Below are 20,373 nucleotides of genomic sequence, written 5' to 3' on the forward strand. Positions count from 1 at the left end.
CGGCGACGCGTTGCTGTGGATCATTGACCACCGCGCGCAGCAGATTCAGCCACTGCTCGGCGAGGCGCTGCATCGACGCCTCGTCGTACAGATCCGTGGCGTAAGTCAGGCTGGCATCGAGCGCTTCGTTCTGCTCCTGGGTGTCGAGTACCAAATCAAACTGGGTGGTCTGCTGCTGCCAGTGCAAATGCTCGACCTGCAAACCGGCCATGCTGCGCTCGACGCTCGCGCCCAACTGCTGCTGATGGTTGTAGAGCACCTGGAACAACGGGCTGTGATTGAGGCTGCGGTCCGGTTGCAAGGCATCGACCAATTGCTCGAACGGCACGTCCTGATGGGCTTGCGCATCCAGGGCAACCTGCTTGACCTGTTGCAGCAACGCACTGAACGGCTGCTGCCCATCGAACTGTGTACGCAGCACCTGGGTGTTGATGAAAAAGCCGATCAGGCCTTCGGTTTCAATACGCGAACGTCCGGCGCTTGGCACGCCGACGCTGATGCTCGACTGCCCGCTCTGTCGATGCAGCAAGGTCTGGAAACTCGCCAGCAACAGCATGAACAAGGTCACTTGCTGCTCTTGGGCACGCTTGCGCAAACCGGCCAGCAACTCGCGATCAACGTTCAGCATCAGGCTGGCGCCACGCTCAGAGCGACGGGCCGGACGGGTCAGCTCACTCGGCAACTCCAGCGGAGTCTGGCTGCCGGCCAGTTGTTCGCTCCACCATGCCAGTTGCCGTGCGCCCTCGCCGGCTTCCAGCCAGTCGCGTTGCCAACGGGCGTAGTCGCTGTAGTTCACCGGCAGGCTGGCCAGATCGGCACCATGGCCGTCGACGGCCGCCTGATACAGCGCGCTGAACTCATCGACCATGACCTGCATCGACCAGCCATCGGCAGCGATGTGGTGCACGGTGAGTACCAGCACGTGTTCGTCGGCGTTCACTTGCAGCAGCAAGACGCGCCACAGCGGGCCGTTTCGCAGGTCGAACGGCCGGGCGATTTCTTCCGTCACCGCGCTGTCCACCGACAGCTGATCGAGCGTGCGCAGTTCCAGTTGCAGCGCCAGCGTCTCATGCAGCACCGGACGCGCCTGCTGGCCATTCTGATCGAAGGTGGTGCGCAGGGTTTGGTGACGGGCCTGCAATTGCGCGAACGCTTCGCGCAACGCAGTGAGGTTCAGCGACCCCTTGAGGCGCAATGCAGCGGGAATGTTGTAGGCTGGGCTTTGCGGGTCCAGCTGCCAGAGAATCCATTGGCGTTGCTGGGCGTACGACAGCATCGGCGGTTGATCGACTGGCGCAGATTGCAGGACCGGCTGACCACTGATGTTCGCCAGCGCCGCACGCTCGGCAAATTCCGCCAGAGTCGCGGCCGAGAACAGGCTGCTCACCGACAATTCGAGGTGCACTTGCTGGCGCACCCGCGATATCACTTGAAGCACCAGCAACGAGTGACCGCCCAGTTCGAAAAAGTTGTCGTTGCGCCCTACTCGCTCGACCTGCAACACGTCCTGCCAGATAAGCGCCAGCTGCGTTTCCAGCCCTCGGGCCGGGGCCACGAAGTCACGTTGTACGTCGCTGACTTCAACGCGGGGCAAGGCCCTTCGGTCGAGTTTTCCGTTGGTGTTGAGCGGCAACCTGGCCAGCAGGATCAGGTGGCTTGGCACCATGTATTCCGGCAACGACTGACGCAGAACCGCCTTGAGACCTTCCAGATAGTCAGTTTCAGAAACCACCGCATCGTTGGCCACAACATATGCCACCAACTGCACGCCGTCCTGAGCGATGACCGCCGCTTCACGCACGTCCTCGCGAGCTTGCAGACAGGCTTCGATCTCGCCCATTTCAATGCGGAAACCGCGGATCTTTACTTGATGATCGATACGGCCGACGTATTCCAGATTCCCGTCAGCGTTGTAGCGCGCCAGGTCGCCGCTGCGGTACAGCCGCGCGCCCGGCTCACGGGCAAACGGGTCCGGCAGGAAACGTTCGGCGGTCAGCGCCGGGCGATCGAAGTAGCTTTGTGCAAGGCAGGTCGGTGCGCCGATGCACAGCTCGCCGACGCCACCGTTGGGCAACAACTGAGCGGACGCATCCAGCACGTACAACGCACGACCGGCGACGGCGCGACCAATCGGAATGCCGAACGCATCGCAGGCATCCTCGAGACGGCATTCATGCACGCTGGACACCACGGTCGCCTCGGTCGGGCCGTAGGTGTTGAGCAGTCGCACGTGGCTCAATCCAGCTTGATGCCACAAGCGCAAACCTTCGACCGACATCGCTTCACCGCCGACATGCACCTGACGCAAATCGCCGAGATTGCTTATGTCGCCACTAGCACATTCGCGGGCGAGCAAATACCAATAGGCCGCTGGCAAGTCCGCCACGGTCACGCCTTGCTGGACGATTTCAGCCGCCAGTCGCCCGGCATCCCACAGCGCATCGCCACGCATGATCAACGCCGCGCCGACGCACAACGCCGGGAAGCATTGTTCGACGAAGCCGTCGAAACTGAAGGTCGCGAACTGCAACACGCGGTCCGCCGCCGACAGCACCGAATAGTCGGCGGCGCTTTGGCAGAACTCGCGTAATGCAGCGTGGGCGATGGCCACGCCTTTGGGTTGGCCGGTGGAGCCGGAGGTGTAGATGACGTAGGCCAGATCTTCGGCAACCGCATGGTTTTGCGGATCGTGTTCAGGGAAACCGACGTTGTCGTCGAGGCTGAGACGGCGCACGCCTTGACCACTTTCCAGCAGGCCGGATTCGCACAGCAGCACATCGAGGCGGCTGTCGTCGATCATGTAGGCCAGGCGTTCGGCCGGGTAGCTTGGGTCCAGCGGCACGTACGCCGCGCCGCTTTTCAGCACCGCCAGCAGGCTGACGATCAGTTGCGGCCCACGGTGCAGCGCCAGCCCGACACGCTTGCCGGGACCGGCACCGTTTTCAATCAGGCGATGGGCCAGGCGGTTGGCCTGGGTGTTCAGCTGGGCGTAGCTCAAGGATTGACCGTCAACCTGCAATGCCAGTGCATTCGGCGTATTGGCAGCCTGAGCGGCGATGTGTTCATGGACCAACAGGGTGGTGGATAACTGAACCGGGGCCGGCTGGCTGAGCGCAAGCAGCGCATTTTTGCCCTCGACATCGAGCAATTCCAGCGCGCCCAAAGCCGCGTCCGGCAGCGCCATCAACTGCATCAGCAGATGCGGCAGGTTGGCCGACAACTCAGCGATTTGCGCCGCACTGAACCGCGCCGCGTCGTAGCTGAAATCCAGGCTCAAACCCTCGCCCAGTTCGATGCCGAGGGTCAGTGGATAGTGCGTGCGCTCGTGGTTGTGCAGGTTGCCGAACGACAACCCGGCCGGTGCGCCCTGCTTCAGCGCTTCGGCGACCGGGAAATTTTCGAACACCAGCAGGCTGTCGAACAGCGCCGAACCCTGCTGCCCTGCCCAGCCCTGAATGTGGTAAAGCGGCACATGCTCGAACTCGCGCATGGCCAGGTTCAGCCCTTGCAGTTCGCCCAGCCATTGGCTGACGGTTTGCGCAGGCTTCATCGCGCAGACCAGTGGAAGCGTGTTGATGAACAATCCGAGCTGTTCTTCGATCCCCGGCAGCGGCGCCGAACGACCCGCGACGGTGGCCCCGAAGACCACGCAATCCTGACCGGTGTAGCGGTGCAGCAACAGGCTCCACGCCGCTTGCAGCACGGTGTTGAGGGTGACTTTCTGTTGCCGGGCGAAGTCGGCCAGACGCTGGGTGGCGCGGTGGTCGAAGGCCACTCGATAGGCTTCGCTGCCCTCGGCACCCACGGGCGGGCGCAAGGCTTCGGCGAGCAAGGTGGGCGCTTGCAGCGGCGCCAGCACGGCTTTCCAGAACTGCTCGCCAGCGACGGCGGATTGCTGCTGTAACCAGCCCAGATAATCGCGGTATTGCCCGGTCGGTGCCGACAGCGATTGCCCGCTGGCGTAATGCTGGATCACTTCGGCCAGTAACTGCGCGTTGCTCCAGCCGTCCATCAAAATGTGGTGGCTGGTGTAGATCAGGTGCCAGGCGTCAGTGTCGGTATGGACCAGCTTCAAGCGGAACAGCGGCGCGCGCCCCAATTCGAAACCGTGGGCGCGCTCGGCATCGGCCAGCGCCTCGGTGTCGGTCGCTTCCAGCACCTCGAGCGGCAATGCAACCTGACGGACGATCGCCTGATGCGCGGTGTCGAGTCCTTGCCAGTGGAAGCTGCTGCGCAGGATATCGTGGCGTTGCAGTGCGGTCTGCCAGGCACAGGCAAAGCGCTGCGGATCGAGGCCTTGAATGTCCAGGCGCAACTGACTGATGTACGCGCCGACGTGCGGTTCGTAGAGGGTGTGGAACAGCATGCCCTGTTGCATCGGCGACAGTGGATACAGGTCCTCAAGAGTTGCCACCGGCAATGCGTCGAGTTGCGTCTGGCTGAGGCGCGCCAGCGGGAAGTCGGACGGCGTGGCTTGCGGCACTTCAACGGCGCAGCAGTGATCGATCAGCGCTTTGAGTTCCTGCGCGTAGTCGTCCGCCAGACGCTGGATAGTCGCGGTGTCGAACATCTCGCGGCTGAAGCCCCAACTCAATGACAATTCGCCGCCGTAAACCTGGCCTTCAACTGTCAGCCAGTTGCCCAGCGGAGCCGACGGATCCTGCGCCACGCCGTTAGCTTCGGTGGCCGGCACGAACATTGCGCCGTCGTCGAACTGACGGTCGAATTGCCCCAGATAGTTGAAGGTAATGCGCGGTTGCGGCAACGCGGCAAGTTCGGCGCTCAACACCGAGCCGCCGAGATAACGCAATGCGCCATAGCCGAGTCCCTTGTCCGGCACGCCGCGCAGGTGTTCCTTGATGGTTTTGATCGAGGCGCCGAGATCACTCGACGGCACCAGATTGACCGGGAACAGACTGGTGAACCAGCCCACGGTGCGGGTCAGGTCGATGTCGTCGAACAGGTCTTCGCGGCCATGCCCTTCCAGTTGAATCAGTGCGCTGCCCTGCCCGCTCCAGCGACAAACCGCGCGCGCCAGTGCAGTCAGCAGCAGGTCGTTGACCTGGGTGCGATAGGCCGCCGGGGCGTGTTGCAGCAGTTTTCGGGTGTGTTCGGTATCGAGTTTGAGCTCGATTTTGTGCTCGAAACGGTTCTCCAGCGCGCCGTTCGGGCGGTCGCAGGGCAGACTATTCGCTGCGCTCTTCAGTTGGGTCAGCCAATAACCGAGGTTGTTTTCAAACGCTGGAAGATGATCTTGCAGACGGGCAACCCAGCGCTGATAGCCGCTGGTTTTAACCAACGACACCTTGTTGCCGCTGTAGAACTGCTGAAGATCTTCCAGCAGCACGCGCCAGGAGACACCGTCCACCGCCAGGTGATGAATCACCAACAGCAGGCGTTGTGTACCGTCAGCCATCGCCACCAGCAGCGCACGCATCAGCGGGCCATTTTGCAGATTGAGACTGCGTTGGGCTTCGTCGCACAGGGCGTTAAGTTCGTCGTCGGAGTGCGCCTGACGCCGCCACAGCACCGACTCCGTGGTCGGCGCGGCGTAGGTTTGCTGCCAGCCGTCAGCGGTCTGCTCGTAGCGCAGGCGCAAGCTGTCGTGGTGGGTCAGCAATTGCTCAAGGGCACGGTCCAGCGCCTCGGCGTTCAACACCTCGCGCGGCACTAGAAGCAGCGACTGGTTCCAGTGCTGACGCTCGGGGATTGCCTGTTCGAAGAACCACTGTTGCACCGGCGCCAACGCCAGCGCGCCGATTGCCGGGCCCTGGTCGATCAACACCTGTTCGCCGCTGCGGGCCGCTTGGGCGAGACTGCGAATGGTCTGGTGCTGGAACAGGTCCCTGGGGCTCAACACGATCCCGGCTTGGCGCGCGCGACTGACCACTTGCATCGACACGATGGAGTCGCCGCCCAGTTCGAAGAAGTTATCCTCCAGACCGACGTTATCGACAGCCAACACGTCCTGCCAGATCGCGGCGAGGGATTTTTCCAGTGCGCTGCGTGGCGCGACGTGTTCGCGTTGTTGTTGTGAACCCTCAACCGCCGGCAAGGCTTTGCGGTCGAGTTTGCCGTTGGGGGTCAGCGGCAAGTGATCGAGGAACAGCAGGAACGCCGGGACCATGTAATCCGGCAGATGCTGGCGCAGTGCGGCTTTCAAGGTTTCACGCTGAGTCGCTTGAGCGTCGGTGTCGCCCAGCAACACGGGATCGTTCGGCACGATATAGGCCACCAATTGCTGGCCGTTGACCCCGTCCTGCGCCAGCACCGCCAGTTCGCGCACGGCGTCCTGCTGCAACAGCCGCGCTTCGATTTCACCGAGCTCGATGCGAAAGCCCCGAACCTTGACCTGATGGTCGATGCGCCCGACGTATTGCAACGTGCCGTCGGCCTGATAACGGGTCAGGTCGCCGGTGCGGTACAGACGCTCGCCATTGCGGGCGAACGGGTTTGGCACATATTTTTCGGCGGTCATGCCCGGCCGCGCGAGGTAACCACGGGTGATCCCCGCACCGCTCAGGTAAAGCTCGGCAGAGACACCTTGCGGCACCGGTTGCAGCTCGGCATCCAGCAAATAGCTGGCGGTGTGTTTGAGCGGGCGACCGATGTTCGCGTGGCCACCGGCCTCGCGTCGGGTCCAGGTCGAATACGTGGTGTCTTCCGACGGGCCATACAGGTCGTAGACGTGTTCGACGGTCGGTTGCTGATACAGCGCGTCCACCAGACTCTGCTTCAGCGGTTCCCCGGCGAGGTTGATGATGCGCACACACGGCGGAATCTGCCCGTCGCGCTGCAATGCATTGATCGCCGACGGTACGGTGTTGATCAGGCGTACTTGATCCCGCGCCAGCAGTTGCGGCAATTCCAGGGCATTGCGGGCGATGATTATCGAGCCACCGTTGGCCAGGGTCACGAATAGCTCCCACACCGACAGGTCGAAGCACACCGAGGTCGAGGCCAGCACGCCCTGGATGTCTTCGCGGCTGTAGACCGATGCCGACCAGTCGATCAGCGCCAGCACATTGCGATGGGCGATGGCCACGCCTTTGGGGTTGCCAGTGGAGCCGGAGGTGTAGATCACGTAGGCGAGGTTGTCCGGTGTGACGCCGGTTTCGGGGGCGTTTTCCGGGTACTCGGTCCACGTTTTGTCGCCCAGCAGCAACACTTGCATATCGGCTGTCACGGTCAATGTCGTGGCGACCGATTGCTCCGTCAGCAACACCAAGGCGCGGCTGTCTTCGAGCATGTAGGCGACGCGTTCGGCCGGGTAGTCCGGGTCCAGCGGCACGTAGGCGCCGCCGGCCTTGAGTACCGCCAGCAACGCCACCAGCAGTTTTTCCGAACGCTGCATCGCTACGCCGACGCGGACTTCCGGGCCGACACCCAGTTCGATCAGTTTGTGCGCCAGGCGATTGGCCTGGATGTCGAGTTCTGCGTACGTCAGCTGCCGGGTGCCGAAGGTCACCGCCAATGCATTCGGACTGGCCGCGGCTTGCTGGCTGATCCGTTCATGAATGCACAGGTCTTGCGGGTAGTATGCGTCGGCGCGATTCCAGTCATGCACGATGCGCCGGTATTCCGCGCTTTCCAGCAGCGGCAAATCGCTGATGCGCTGCGTCGGATCGCTGACCATGCCTTGCAGCAGACGGGTCCAGTGCCGCGCCATGCGCGTGATGGTGTCGGCGTCGAACAAGTCGTTGGCGTAGGTCAACGCCGCATGCAACTTGCCACCTTTTTCGTAGGTGTCGAGGGTCAGGTCGAACTGCGTGGTGCGCCCTTCCCACTCGATCACGCCCAGCGCCAGGCCGGACGCCGTGCTGACCGTGGCAATATCCGCGACCTGTGGCTGGTGGTTGTACATCACCTGGAACAGCGGCGTATGGCTGAGGCTGCGTTCCAGTTTCAGCGCCTCGACCAGACGCTCGAACGGCAAATCCTGATGGGCCTGGGCACCGAGGGCAGTTTCCTTGATGGCGCGCAGCAAGTCGTCGACGCGGGTCTGGCCGTCGAGTTGCGTGCGCAATACTTGGGTGTTGACGAAGAACCCGATCAGGCCTTCGATCTCGGCGCGATTGCGGTTGGCAATCGGCACGCCGACGCGGATATCGGTCTGCCCGGTGTAACGATGCAACAGCGCGTTGAAGGCGCCGAGCAACAGCATGAACAAGGTAATGTTGTGTTTCTGCGCAGTGGCGCGCAGTTGTTCCGCCAGTTGTGCGTCAACGGCAAATTCGTAGCGAGTGCCGCGATAGCTGGGCATTGCCGGGCGCGAGTGGTCGGTGGGCAGTTCCAGCACCGGGTGTTCATTGCCCAACTGTGTTTGCCAGTAATCGAGTTGGCGCGCCTGCTCGCCCGCTTCCAGCCAGCGGCGTTGCCACAGGGCGTAGTCGCTGTACTGGATCGGCAATGGCGCGAGTTGTGGTTGTGTGCCCGCGTCGAACGCGTCGTAGCAGCGGATGAATTCGTCGATCAGCACGTTCATCGACCAGCCGTCAGACACGATGTGGTGCAGAGTCAGCAGCAGCACGTGTTCCAGATCGGCGAGTTTGAGCAAAGTGACGCGCAGCAACGGGCCGACTGACAGATCGAACGGCTGCACCGATTGCTGTTCGGCGGCTCGCGCAACGGCGAGTTCGCGCTCCGTGGCCGGGAGCGCGCTGAAATCCACATGATTGATGACCAGCGGCGCGCTGGCCGGTACTTGCAGCAAGCGGTCGTCGGTCTGGCGCTGGAACACCGTGCGCAGGGTTTCGTGACGTTCAACGAGGCTGGCGAACGCTTGCTCCAGCGCGGGCAGGTTAAGCCGCCCGGTCAGGCGCACCGCGCCCGGCAGGTTGTACGCGCCGCTGTGCGGGTCCAGTTGCCAGAGAAACCACATGCGTTGCTGTGCGTATGACAACACTTGGCGATCCTCGGCCTCGATGTCAGCCGGGATGGGAAACCGGGCGAAATCAACGCCCTCCTTGTGCAAGGCCGCAAGGAACATCTGGCGCTTTTCCAGGGGCAACCCGATAAACCGGCGAGCGAGTTTCAAGGAGTCTTCAGCATTCATTTCTAAGCATCCGGATCAGTGGCGGGAAGCACAAAGGCACGTCGTCCCTATAAAACGAATGCACACCGGAAAAATTAACGAATGAGAATAAGTATCAGGAAAGAGACAGAACGCGGAGTGTCGGGTTGGCGAAAGTCCAATGCAGGAGTGAGCTTGCTCGCGATAGCGGTCTGTCAGTCACATCCCTGTTGAATGTACCGACGCCATCGCGAGCAGGCTCACTCCTACAGGGGTTGGTTGTGTCAGGCGCTGGCGGCCATGGCATGCCGGCGATGGTGGATCTCGAGCTGATCCTTGATCACCCGCAGCACCTTGGCCTCGTGCTCATGGATGAAGAAGTGACCACCGCCAAGCATGTCCACGGAAAAACTGCCGTGGGTTTCCTTGCTCCAGCCGATCAGCTGTTCCGTGGTCGCGCGATCAGCCTTGCCGCCGAGCACGTGCACCGGGCAGTTGAGCAAGGGGCGCTGCTGTGGTTCGAAGCGTCCGCACAGCAGGAAGTCCGCGCGCAGGACCGGCAGCGTCAGGCTCATCAGTTCTTCGTTGGCCAACACTTCTTCGCGGGTGCCATTGAGCGTACGCAATTGCTCGATCAGCTCGGCATCGGTTTTCGGCTCGGCAAAACCGCGATCGTAGTCCGCACGCATCGTCGGCGCAGCGGTGCCTGAAGCGAACAGCGCCACCGGCTCCGGACCGCCCAGCGAGCGCAACGCATGGGCCATTTCACAGGCGAGCAAGGCACCCAGGCTATGGCCGAAAATCGCGTAAGGGGTTTTCAGCGTGGCGATGTGTTCTTGCGCGAGTTGCAGCGCCAGGCGCCGCATGTCGGTGTGCAACGGCTCGCCGAACCGTGCGCCACGGCCGGGCAGTTCCACCGGTTGCAGTGTGAGCCACTCCGGCAGTTTGCGCCGCCAGCGGCTGTAAACCATGGCGCTCGCGCCTGAATAGGGCAGGCACAGCAATGTCAGCTGGGTCACCGGGCATACCTCGAAAAGTTGTCTATCAAGGGAACGGATGAGCGCCGCGGAGAATTAGTCGTACACATCCCCTTGTAGGAGTGAGCCTGCTCGCGATAGCGGTATGTCAGTCAATTCAGATGGTGACTGTTACACCGCTATCGCGAGCAGGCTCACGCCTACAGGGGGGCTTTATTTCAAGTGGCGGAAGCTTTGGACAGCGGAAATGAGGACCACCAGGCCGGCAGCTATCGCCACCCAAAACCCGCTGCGCGCGCCGAACGCATCCACCAGCCACCCCGAACTCGCCGCACCAATCGCCACGCCAATACTCAACCCGGTCACCAGCCAGGTCAGGCCTTCCGTCAGCTTGGCCGGTGGCACGATGCGCTCCACCAGGGCCATGGCGACGATCAAGGTCGGCGCAAAAAACAGCCCGGCCACAAACACCGCCAACGACAACCCGAGAATGTTGCTCGCCAGCAACAACGGCAGCGTCGTCAACGCTGTCGCCACCCCGCCGTACAGGAACAATCGCGGCAACGGCAGTTTCGAGCGCAAGGCCCCGAACGCCAGCCCGGCCATGCATGAACCAATCGCATACACCGACAACACAATGCTCGCCGCCGCCGGTTGGCCCTGCTGCTGGGCGAACGCCACGCTGACCACATCGACCACGCCAACAATGGTGCCCATGGCGACCATCAACAACATCAGCAACTGAATCTCGACGGAACGAATGATCGAGCCTTGATGGTGTTCTTCATGGGGATGAATGGCCGGCTCAGTGTCGCGTTGCAGGACGAATGCCGTGACACCAATCGCCAGCATCAACAACGCCGCGAGCGGCCCGGCCTCGGGGAACGCCACCACGCACAAGCCCACCGACACTGGCGGCCCGACGATAAAGCAGACCTCGTCCAGCACCGACTCCAGGGCATAGGCGGTTTGCAGTTCGGGCTGGCCGCGATAGACCTCGGTCCAGCGTGCCCGCACCATCGCCGACATGCTGGGCATGCAACCGGCCAACGCGGCGAACAGGAACAGCGTCCAGTGCGGCGCCTGTAAACGGGTGCACAGCAACACCAGCAACAACGCCCCGCCGCCGATCAGCGCCGAAATCGGCAAGATCCGGCGTTGGCCATAGCGGTCGACCAATCGTGAGACCTGCGGCGCGCAAAAAGCTGTGGCCAAGGCAAAGGTTGCCGCCACGGCACCGGCCAGTCCGTAACCACCCTGCAGTTGCGAGAGCATGGTGATCAGGCCGATGCCGGTCATGGAAATCGGCATGCGCGCGATCATGCCGGCCAGCACGAAGGCTCGGCTGCCGGGGGCTTTGAACAGATCGCGGTAAGGGTTGGCCATGGGGTGCGGGTCTCGACAAGGGACTGCAAATTGCCATAAGGCTGATTGAGGGGAAAGCGCCCAATTGTTGGTGGAATGTGAAGGCCCCTTCGCGAGCAGGCTCGCTCCCACATTGGATGTGTCTACGACGCAAAACCCTGTGGGAGCGAGCCTGCTCGCGAAGGGGTCAGAACAATCACCACATCATTCCAGCAAATGAACTCCTGCCCCCAAAAACCAGTCAGCTAGGTAGGCCCTCACCGCAAGGCGCTAACCGTCATGCCGATTTCTCTCCAGCCGCTACTTCACGAACGACAAAGCGCCATCGACGCCCACGGCATCATCGGCGACATGCGCAGCGCCGCACTGGTCAACGACAAGGGCAGCGTGGACTTTTTCTGCTGGCCGGAATTCGACAGCCCGTCGATTTTCTGCTCGCTGCTTGATACGCCCCAGGCGGGTATCTTCCAGTTGTCGCCGGACTTGCCCGACGCCCGCCGCGAGCAGATTTACCTGCCGGACACCAACGTGCTGCAAACCCGTTGGCTGAGTGATCGCGCGGTGGTCGAAATCACCGACCTGCTGCCCATCGGTGACACCGAGGACGATCTGCCGCTGTTGATGCGCAGGGTTCGGGTGGTCAGCGGTGAGGCGACGTTTCACATGCGCTGCGCCGTGCGTCATGACTACGCTCGCGCCAGGACGCGCGCGCGGATGGATAAAAAAGACGTGACGTTCGAGGCCGCCGATCAACCGTCCATGCGCCTGTCTTCGGATCAGGGGTTGCAGGTTGATGGTGATGCAGCGGTGGCCGAATTCACCCTGAAGCAAGATGAGAGTGCACAGTTCCTGCTCGGCGGACTCGACGATCCGCGCTTCAAGGAGGGTGCCGCCGACCTGTGCCTGCAACGCACCCTGAAGTTCTGGCGCGACTGGATTGGCCAGTCCAACTATCGCGGCCGCTGGCGGGAAATGGTCAACCGCTCGGCCCTCGCCCTGAAGCTGCTGACATCACGCAAACACGGCGCGATTCTCGCCGCCGCCACCTTCGGCCTGCCGGAAACTCCGGGCGGCGAGCGCAATTGGGATTATCGCTACACCTGGATCCGCGACGCATCGTTTACCGTCTACGCGTTCATGCGCCTGGGGTTCGTCCAGGAAGCCAACGACTACATGCGCTGGCTGCGCGGGCGGGTCAGCGACTGTCATGGCCAGTCGAAGAAGCTCAACATTCTCTATGCCATGGACGGTCGACAGGAACTGCCGGAGGTCGAACTGACGCACCTGTCCGGACATGGCGGCGCGACACCAGTGCGCATCGGCAACGGTGCCTGCGATCAGATCCAGCTCGACATCTTCGGCGAGTTGATGGACGCGATCTACCTGGTCAACAAATATGGCGAGGCGATCTCCCATGAAGGCTGGAAACATACCGTGGAAGTGGTCGATCAGGTGTGCGAAACCTGGCAGCAGGCAGACGTCGGTATCTGGGAAATGCGTGGCGAGCAGCATCACTTCCTGCACTCGCGACTGATGTGCTGGGTCGCACTGGACCGCGCCATTCGCCTGGCCTCGAAACGCTCACTGCCCGCCCCGTTCGCCCGTTGGGACCAGATGCGCCAGGCTATCTACGCCGACATCTGGGGAAACTTCTGGAACGAAGAACGCGGACATTTCGTCCAGTACATCGGCGGCACCGCCCTCGACGGCTCGATGTTGCTGATGCCGCTGGTACGCTTCGTCAGCGCCAAGGACCCGCGCTGGCTCGCCACCCTCCAAGCCATCGAAAAAAACCTGGTGCGCGACGGCATGGTCTATCGCTATCGCAACGACGACACCCGCATCGACGGCCTCGACGGCACCGAAGGCGCGTTCGCCGCGTGCTCATTCTGGTACGTCGAATGCCTGGCGCGGGCCGGTCAGGTGGAAAAAGCCCATCTGGAGTTTGAACAGTTGCTGAGGTATGCCAACCCGCTCGGCCTGTATGCCGAAGAGCTGGACAATCATGCGCGGCATCTGGGGAATACGCCGCAAGCACTGACACATCTGGCGTTGATCAGTGCGGCGAGTTTTCTGGATCGGAAATTGAGTGGGGAGAAGAGTTTTTGGCAGCCTTGAGACTGAGGCGTAGCCATCAGCCACAACATCACTAGCCGACAAAGTCCGTCAGAAATTTCCCGTTTTGCGCTGCCGCTTGTAGGAACGAAGCTCACTCACACCAGGCTTAAACACACTCCCAGAACCTACCAACCCAACGTTGGCGAGCATTTGTGGGCTTTCAGGCCAAACCTCCTACAAAAATTGAACAAACATTCCCCTTTCACCCCGGCACCTCCCATTCCTACAGCCTGAAATACCTTGTTGCCAGTCGTTACATCCCCCCCTAACATCCAGCAACAACGGGTACAGCGGAGCTGTCCAACAAAACCCGAATTCAAGGAACCTGAATGAGCCAGCGCATCCACCGCAGCATCGACTCTCCCCTTCGCTCCGGCCTGAACCGCGACGAACTGTGGGAAGGCCCGGACAAAGGCCTGATCAAATGCTGGGAAATCGGCCGTCAACGCGCCGCCCGTTTCCCCAACCTCGCCCAACGCAGCCTTGCCGGAGAGCTACCGGTTCTGGGCTGGAAGGGGGGTGTCAGTCGCAGCCTGAAAAAACTCGAAAAGTACGGATCTCTCAAATACCTGGCGCAGTGGCAGGGTTTGCGCGGGGAGGATCTGGATGTTGATTTGGCTGAAGAGCGGGCGTTGGAATGCTCCCGGACCGGGATGGTGGTGACGTTTACGCCGGATCGGTCAAAGTATTTTAATCAGGTGGCGGAAGTGGAAGCCTGATAGAGAGCGGGCCCACTGACCGAAAACCGCTCGCGATACGCCTGTGGTGTCACGCCCATGGCCCTTAGAAAACTGCGCCGAAGCGTTTCTTCGCTGCCAAATCCGCATTGCACCGCCACCCGCTTGATCGGTACACCGGTGTCGCTGAGCAACCGTCGCGCCGTTTCGACCCGGATTAATTCAATGGCGCGCGCCGGAGTTTGCCCGGTGTCGGCGCGGTAGTGGCGGACAAAACTGCGTTCGCTCATGCCCGCCTGTAACGCCAGGGTGGGAATGCCGAGGTCCTTGGTCATATTTTCACTGATCCAGGCGTGAAGTTCGTCGAACCGGTCGCCTTCTTTCTGTAAGGACAAGGTCACGCTGAACTGTGACTGCCCGCCCGGACGCTTAAGAAACACCACCAGTTGCTGGGCGACTTCCAGCGCCATGTTGCGGCCGAGGTCCTCTTCGACCATGGCCAGGGCGAGGTCGATGCCAGCCGTGACCCCGGCCGAGGTCCAGACCGGGCCGTCGTTGATGAAGATCGGATTGGGCTCGACGTGGAGGCGCGGATGCTTCTGCGCCAACTGCTCGCAACGCGTCCAGTGCGTGACCACTCGCCGGCCATCCAGCCAGCCGCTGGCAGCCAGCAAAAACGCCCCGGTGCACACGGATGAAACCCGCCGGCAAGCTGCCGCATGTTCGCGCACCCAGGCCACCAGCGCCGGGTCTTCCGCCGCCGCGTAAACGCCCCAGCCACCGGCAATCACCAGCGTGTCGCTTTCGCCCTCGGGCAACGGCTCGGCCAATAGCCCCAAGCCCGCCGACGATATTACCGCCCCGCCGCCGCTGGCAATCAATGTCGGCGCATAGGGCGGCGGCAATCCTTTCTGGCGAGCCATGTCGTTGGCCGAGGCGAAAACCTGCAAGGGCCCGGTGACGTCGAGCAGTTGCACATTGGCAAACGCGAGTACGTGAATGATTTTCGGCATGTTGGCGTAATTCGTGGGGTGATTGGCGGATACGCCAAATCCTACGAGCCTACAGTGAAGACGTCCACCCACTTCAGGAGAAATACGCCATGACGTTGCAGATCGGTTTTCTGTTGTTTCCCCAGGTTCAGCAACTGGACCTGACCGGCCCTTACGATGTGTTGGCCTCACTGCCGGACGTGAAGGTGCATTTGATCTGGAAGGACCTGGTGCCGATTACCGCGAGCACTGGCCTGGTGCTGAAACCGACCGTGACGTTCGACGATTGCCCGGCGCTGGATGTGATCTGCGTTCCCGGCGGCGGTGGCGTCGGGCCGTTGATGGAAGATGAAGAAACGCTGGCGTTCATCAAGGCGCAAGCCGCCACCGCGCGGTATGTCACGTCGGTCTGCACCGGTGCGCTGGTGCTCGGCGCCGCAGGGTTGCTCAAGGGCAAGCGGGCGACGACGCACTGGGCCTATCACGAACTGCTCAAGCCACTGGGCGCGATCCCGGTGAAGGACCGGGTGGTGCGCGACGGCAATCTGCTGACCGGTGGCGGGATTACCGCAGGGATCGACTTTGCCCTGACCCTGGCGGCGGAACTGTTCGACAAGGACACCGCGCAGCTGGTGCAGTTGCAGTTGGAATATGCCCCGGCACCGCCGTTCCAGTCGGGCAGCCCTGAAGCGGCACCATCGAGTGTTCTGGCTGAAGCGCAACGCCGGGCAGCCGCCTCGCTTGAGCTGCGCACGCAAATCACCGAACGGGCAGCGGCCAGGCTCTAAGCGCTGCCAGACTTATCGACAGGCAAAAAAAAACCCGCCGAAGCGGGTTTTTCCCAAGACCATTGTCGACTCCCTGTCGGTAGCCAATCCTTGCTGATGGTCGATCATCCGTGATCCTGAAGCGCTTCCTGTGCTTCAGTTGATGGAGTTAGATTACGTGTCGGATCCAATCTGCGATAGACGACATAGCTACCATCACGTGTAAGACATTCGCTATACCCACCCTTCCGAAAACCCTTAGACGCCTCAGGCTTAATGGCTGGAGGCCTCGAATTCAGGGGACTGTAGCTTTAACCACCTTCACGCTCGTGGGCTTTGGCGCTTTTGGTCAGAAACTGTTCGATGTTGTTCATCTGCTCATCCCAGCCGCGGCTGTCCATACGGAACGCCTTGAGCCTTCGCGCTTGGGGAACATGATCGAAACCGGATTCGGTGACCTTCAACAAGGTGCCTTCATCCATGTCTTCAAGCTCGAACTTCACCAAAGTAGTGGGTTCCTGGGAATAGTCGACATCCGGTTCAACCGCATACGGGTGCCAACGAAACGAAAACACCCGCTCGGGCTCGACCCGCTCCACCAGCACATTCCACAGCAAGTGCTCATACCCGGGATAGGTGATCTGCCCCTGGGTCCACTCACCGGCGACGAAACGCTTGCCGTCCAGCGCAACGCCAAACCACTGCCCAAACGCTTCGGCATTGGCCAGCACACGCCAGACGTGCGAACGCTTCGCCTTGAGCAGGATTTTCCTTTCGATGCGATCTGATGCTGGGTTCATAAGTCACCTCCTGTACTGAACAGTAGGTCAGTAACAACCACAAGACCAACCCTAAAATTGGACCAATCGCTTGTCGCGATCAACCATGCTCGGGATATTCGGCCATTTTTGTGCGCATAAGTTCGGGTTTGCGGGCGAGACGGTTGCGGACAGCAAGGCGTGTTCTGTCGGCGCAGGTTCATAGTGATTCGCTAAACTGCCTCGCAATTTCCTCTGCCACAGCGAGTTTCCGCCATGTACTCACGCTTTTTCCTGGCACTGGCGCCAGTGTTGTTCACTTCGATGGCGTTCGCCGTGGATTGCGACAACGCCACCGACCAGGCCACGATGAACCAATGCGCCGCGCAGCAGAATGCGGCGGCCGACAAGGAGTTGAATGCGCTGTATCAGCAAATCACCACGCGCCTGAAAGCTGAGCCCGAGCGCAAGAAGTTGTTGGTGGGCGCGCAACGGGCGTGGGTTGCGTTTCGGGATGCCGAGTGCAAGTTTTCCGCTTCGGGGGTGGAAGGGGGCAGTGTGTATCCGTTGATCTACAGCAGTTGCACCACTGACTTGACCAAGGCGCGGATTCAGACGTTCAGGAATTATCTTAAGTGTCAGGAGGGGGATGTGGGGTGTCCGGTTCCGGGGGTTTGATTTGGCAGTATTTTTGAGGGCCTCATCGCGAGCAGGCTCACTCCTACAGGGGATCGGTGTTGCACCGCAGATCCAGTGTAGGAGTGAGCCTGCTCGCGATGGCGGCCGGTCAGGCGCCGCTACTACCGGACAAATATCTGCGCCGTGGTAATCGCCATATCCCCACCCGGCATTTTGATGCTGCCAATCTGCTTCAAGCTGTCGGCATCAAAAATCGCCACGTCGTTAAACGTCCCGGCCAGGTAGATCTTGCTGCCGTCCTTGTTGAAGGAAATGCAGTAGTAGGAATGATCCAGCGTCGCCGACTGAAGCATTTTCTTTTCCTTGATGTCGTACTTGGCCAAGCGGTTGAGCACCCCGAACATCAGGTTCGGGTCCTTCGGCGAGCGCATGCCGCTGAAGTAGATTTCCGTCAGGGGACCGAAGTCGGTGGTTTCGGTCTTGCCGGTTTTCAGGTCAATGCTGAACAGCCCGTAGAGGTATTCGGCGGTCAACGGGTCCTGCTTCTTGTCCTTGAATTTCGCGGTGGTATAGAGCAGCGAGAAATCATGGCGATACGTCTGCTGGTTCCATACGTAGAGCACGTCCGGCGCGCTGTAGTTCGGGCGTTTCCAGTGACGACTGGGAATCAGCACGTCGAACTTGCCGGTGTTCACATTGACCTTGTAGACGTCCGCCCCGGCCACGTACAGCGTGCCGTCGTCGCCGCTTTGCATGATGGTCAGTTGCCGCGGCGCCGGGAAACTGCGCACCGGTTTGGCGTCCATGCCGGCGTCAGTCTTGTACACATCGAGCCGCGGCTGCTGCACTTCGTAGCGGTCATTGAGCATCAATGTCGGGTTGGCAATGGCAAACAGTTCCTTGCCGTCGTGGCTGAGGGTGAAGGCGAACATCGACTTCGCTTTCTCCCCCGGTTTCTGGGTGATGCTGGCGTGGAACACCTGCTTGCAATTGTCCAGCTCGACGCCGTAGACATCGGCGTAGTGGTTGTTCAACACATAGGCGGTCTTGCGGTCCGGCGACAGTTGCACGGTGCCGGGGCCAAAGGCGTCGGGCATCTTGCAGGTCTTGAACAGCGTGTCGGTGGCCAGGTCGATCACGTTCAGGTTGTTCGGGTAGTTGGTGGTCAACATGTACTCGTGACCGTCTTGCAGTGCTGCATTTTCATCGGCCAGAACGTTGAGCGAACACGTGCTCAGGACGGCGAATGCGGCCAGGCCGCAGGCTTTGATGCTGTGCATGCTGGAATCCTTCTTCTTATCTGATCACTTGTCTTTGGGGAAGACAGTGCCGAGGTTGCGCCAGTTTTCGTTGGACGCCTGGGCATCCTTGTTCCAGTCCGGATAGGTGCTCATCATGTCGGGCACCTGGGCCGGCCACCAGCACGGGTCGGAACAGCCATACAAGTCGGCTTCCATCGGCTGGCACAGTGACGACACCCCGCCAAACGCATCGATCTCCCAACCCGGGTCGGTGGTCGAGGCGCAGCCCGCCACAGAGCTCATGGCCACCACTTCTTCGATGCGGTTTTCGGCCGCAGCCTCGTCCAGTTTCAGCGCTTTGTTATTGATTGCCTTGAGATGTTTCATATCAGTGAGCCTTGCGCGGAGTGATGTAGCTGCTGATAAACGCAGGGTTATGGGCCATGATCCGGGTGTAGACCTCGATGCCGAAGTCGACCCAGTCACGCATCAGTTCGCAGTAGTGATAGGTCGGGTGGGTCGGGTCGCCGTACCGGGCGTAGCTTTCGTGGTAGCAGCCGCCGGAGCACAGGTTGCGGATCTGGCAGTCCTCGCAACCGGTGTTGGTGCGGTCGAGGCGTTGGGACAGGAAGTCGTTCAACTCCACCTGTTTGACGCCGCTGTGCACGTTGCCGAAGGTCGGCAGTGACGAACCGGTAAAGCGGTGGCACAGGTTCAGTTCGCCTTTGTGATCCACCGCCAGCATCTTCAGGCCCGCGCCGCACGGCAGGGCTTTTTTGTGGCCTTCGTGGATGTCGGTGATCAATTGGTGCAGGTTGGAAAAACCGATGTTGCGGTGTTCCAGCGCCGCGTCCAGGTAACGCCGACCCAGCCTCTTCATGCTGGCGAAAACTTCGATCAACTCGTCGCTGGACAGGTTGAAGGTGCTGATGTCGCCAGAGGTCACCGGGGCAAACCCGACTTCGGCAAAACCCAGTTCATTGAACAGGTGATCCCAGATGGTTTCGACGTCGGTGACGCCGGTGGTCAACGTGACCCGCGCGCCCACCGGACGGCTGTTGTAGCGCGACAACAGCATCTCCGCCTTGCGCCGTACCACGTCATACGTGCCCTGCCCGCCCACGGTGATACGGTTGCGGTCGTGCACGGTTTTAGGCCCGTCGATGCTCACCGACAGCCCGAAACGGTGGGCATTGAGGTAGTCCACGGTTTCTTCAGTGAGCAGCGTGGCGTTGGTGGTCATGACGAACTCGACGAACTTGCCGGCCTCGCGGAAACGCTTCTCGCAATAGTCGACCATGTACTCGATCAGTTTGCGGTTGCTCAACGGCTCGCCACCGAAGAACACCACGGTGAAACGCTCTTCATCCGGGGATTCGCGCAGCAGCATTTCCACCGACGCGACCGCCGTTTCGACGTCCATTTTCTTGCCCGCCGACGGCTTGTCGAGGTCTTCCTTGTAGCAGTAGGTGCAGCTCAAGTTGCAGCCGGTGTTGACGTTGAGCACCACGGTATTGATCGCGGTGCGCTCGACCCGTTTGGTGCCGATGTCCGGGGTCAGTGGCGAGCCGTCGCTGACCAGTTCCAGGGACATCAACTCACGCAAGGTCTCGGTGATTTCCTCGCCGTTGAAGCGTGAGGACAAGCGCTGGATCAGGTCGTCCGACGAACAGCCGGGACCGCGCAAGGTATCGATGATGGTGCCGGTCAGTTCGTCGCTGGCGAACAGCGAACTGCTGGGGATGTGAAACAGCATGCGGTCGGCATCGACGTGCACTTCGTGCAGGTTCCGTTCGACCAGATTCAAAATAGCGCCCATTGCAACC

At 61.1% G+C, this 20,373-nt stretch carries 11 protein-coding genes and 1 pseudogene; 4 read left to right on the forward strand and 8 right to left on the reverse strand.

Going from position 1 to position 20,373, the window contains the following annotated elements; all coding sequences use genetic code 11:
• Positions 1 to 25: 25 nt before the first annotated feature.
• From SB725_RS27100 to SB725_RS27110, 3 genes and pseudogenes are all read right to left on the reverse strand, one after another.
• A pseudogene (locus SB725_RS27100) lies at positions 26 to 9,055 on the reverse strand (amino acid adenylation domain-containing protein); the annotation flags it as partial.
• A gap of 242 nt (positions 9,056 to 9,297) precedes the next feature.
• Positions 9,298 to 10,032, reverse strand: a complete 735-nt coding sequence (locus tag SB725_RS27105; RefSeq protein ID WP_027925502.1) for a thioesterase II family protein — start codon at positions 10,030 to 10,032, stop codon at positions 9,298 to 9,300.
• Between the two features lie 171 nt (positions 10,033 to 10,203).
• The gene (locus SB725_RS27110) at positions 10,204 to 11,376 is read right to left on the reverse strand and encodes an MFS transporter (protein WP_410922863.1); all 1,173 of its coding nucleotides are present in this window, start codon (positions 11,374 to 11,376) and stop codon (positions 10,204 to 10,206) included.
• Positions 11,377 to 11,634: 258 nt separating this feature from the next.
• Between SB725_RS27110 and SB725_RS27115 the strand changes: the two genes are divergently transcribed.
• Together SB725_RS27115 and SB725_RS27120 are read left to right on the forward strand one after the other, a co-directional pair.
• Positions 11,635 to 13,473, forward strand: a complete 1,839-nt coding sequence (locus tag SB725_RS27115; RefSeq protein WP_194941074.1) for a glycoside hydrolase family 15 protein — start codon at positions 11,635 to 11,637, stop codon at positions 13,471 to 13,473.
• Between the two features lie 329 nt (positions 13,474 to 13,802).
• On the forward strand, positions 13,803 to 14,192 hold the full coding sequence (locus SB725_RS27120; RefSeq protein ID WP_027925505.1) for a hypothetical protein: 390 nt from the start codon (positions 13,803 to 13,805) through the stop codon (positions 14,190 to 14,192).
• Here SB725_RS27120 and SB725_RS27125 read toward each other — a convergent pair.
• Entirely contained in the window at positions 14,168 to 15,163 is a 996-nt protein-coding gene (locus SB725_RS27125; RefSeq protein WP_410922864.1) for a GlxA family transcriptional regulator, read from the reverse strand. The two genes, SB725_RS27120 and SB725_RS27125, sit on opposite strands and share 25 nt — an antisense overlap.
• 89 nt (positions 15,164 to 15,252) lie before the next feature.
• Between SB725_RS27125 and inhA the strand changes: the two genes are divergently transcribed.
• Positions 15,253 to 15,930: an isonitrile hydratase gene (gene inhA, locus SB725_RS27130; RefSeq protein WP_027925507.1), complete on the forward strand. Its 678-nt coding sequence runs from the start codon at positions 15,253 to 15,255 to the stop codon at positions 15,928 to 15,930.
• A gap of 290 nt (positions 15,931 to 16,220) precedes the next feature.
• Here inhA and SB725_RS27135 read toward each other — a convergent pair whose 3' ends face one another.
• Entirely contained in the window at positions 16,221 to 16,709 is a 489-nt protein-coding gene (locus tag SB725_RS27135; protein ID WP_194941076.1) for an SRPBCC family protein, read from the reverse strand.
• A 234-nt stretch (positions 16,710 to 16,943) separates the two neighbouring features.
• Between SB725_RS27135 and SB725_RS27140 the strand changes: the two genes are divergently transcribed.
• Complete coding sequence (locus tag SB725_RS27140; RefSeq protein WP_059182440.1) at positions 16,944 to 17,345, forward strand: lysozyme inhibitor LprI family protein; 402 nt, start codon at positions 16,944 to 16,946, stop codon at positions 17,343 to 17,345.
• A gap of 122 nt (positions 17,346 to 17,467) precedes the next feature.
• Here SB725_RS27140 and peaD read toward each other — a convergent pair whose 3' ends face one another.
• The 3 genes from peaD to peaB are packed head-to-tail and all read right to left on the reverse strand — an operon-like array spanning position 17,468 to position 20,366.
• Positions 17,468 to 18,586, reverse strand: coding sequence for a quinohemoprotein amine dehydrogenase subunit beta (peaD, locus tag SB725_RS27145; protein ID WP_027925510.1), 1,119 nt, complete (start codon positions 18,584 to 18,586; stop codon positions 17,468 to 17,470).
• Positions 18,587 to 18,610: 24 nt separating this feature from the next.
• On the reverse strand, positions 18,611 to 18,934 hold the full coding sequence (qhpC, locus tag SB725_RS27150; protein ID WP_008145336.1) for a quinohemoprotein amine dehydrogenase subunit gamma: 324 nt from the start codon (positions 18,932 to 18,934) through the stop codon (positions 18,611 to 18,613).
• Between the two features lies 1 nt (position 18,935).
• Positions 18,936 to 20,366, reverse strand: coding sequence for a quinohemoprotein amine dehydrogenase maturation protein (gene peaB / locus SB725_RS27155; RefSeq protein WP_410922866.1), 1,431 nt, complete (start codon positions 20,364 to 20,366; stop codon positions 18,936 to 18,938).
• Between the last annotated feature and the right edge of the window lie 7 nt (positions 20,367 to 20,373).

Source organism: Pseudomonas sp. SIMBA_041 (genome assembly GCF_046535095.1).
Taxonomy (GTDB): domain Bacteria; phylum Pseudomonadota; class Gammaproteobacteria; order Pseudomonadales; family Pseudomonadaceae; genus Aquipseudomonas; species Aquipseudomonas mucoides.

Excerpts from the sequence above, each read along its gene's own strand:
- SB725_RS27110 (WP_410922863.1), bottom strand. The coding sequence starts at position 11,376 with ATGGCCAACCCTTACCGCGATCTGTTCAAAGCCCCCGGCAGCCGAGCC.
- SB725_RS27115 (WP_194941074.1), top strand. The coding sequence starts at position 11,635 with ATGCCGATTTCTCTCCAGCCGCTACTTCACGAACGACAAAGCGCCATC.
- SB725_RS27120 (WP_027925505.1), top strand. The coding sequence starts at position 13,803 with ATGAGCCAGCGCATCCACCGCAGCATCGACTCTCCCCTTCGCTCCGGC.
- SB725_RS27125 (WP_410922864.1), bottom strand. The coding sequence starts at position 15,163 with ATGCCGAAAATCATTCACGTACTCGCGTTTGCCAATGTGCAACTGCTC.
- inhA (WP_027925507.1), top strand. The coding sequence starts at position 15,253 with ATGACGTTGCAGATCGGTTTTCTGTTGTTTCCCCAGGTTCAGCAACTG.
- SB725_RS27135 (WP_194941076.1), bottom strand. The coding sequence starts at position 16,709 with ATGAACCCAGCATCAGATCGCATCGAAAGGAAAATCCTGCTCAAGGCG.
- SB725_RS27140 (WP_059182440.1), top strand. The coding sequence starts at position 16,944 with ATGTACTCACGCTTTTTCCTGGCACTGGCGCCAGTGTTGTTCACTTCG.
- peaD (WP_027925510.1), bottom strand. The coding sequence starts at position 18,586 with ATGCACAGCATCAAAGCCTGCGGCCTGGCCGCATTCGCCGTCCTGAGC.
- qhpC (WP_008145336.1), bottom strand. The coding sequence starts at position 18,934 with ATGAAACATCTCAAGGCAATCAATAACAAAGCGCTGAAACTGGACGAG.
- peaB (WP_410922866.1), bottom strand. The coding sequence starts at position 20,366 with ATGGGCGCTATTTTGAATCTGGTCGAACGGAACCTGCACGAAGTGCAC.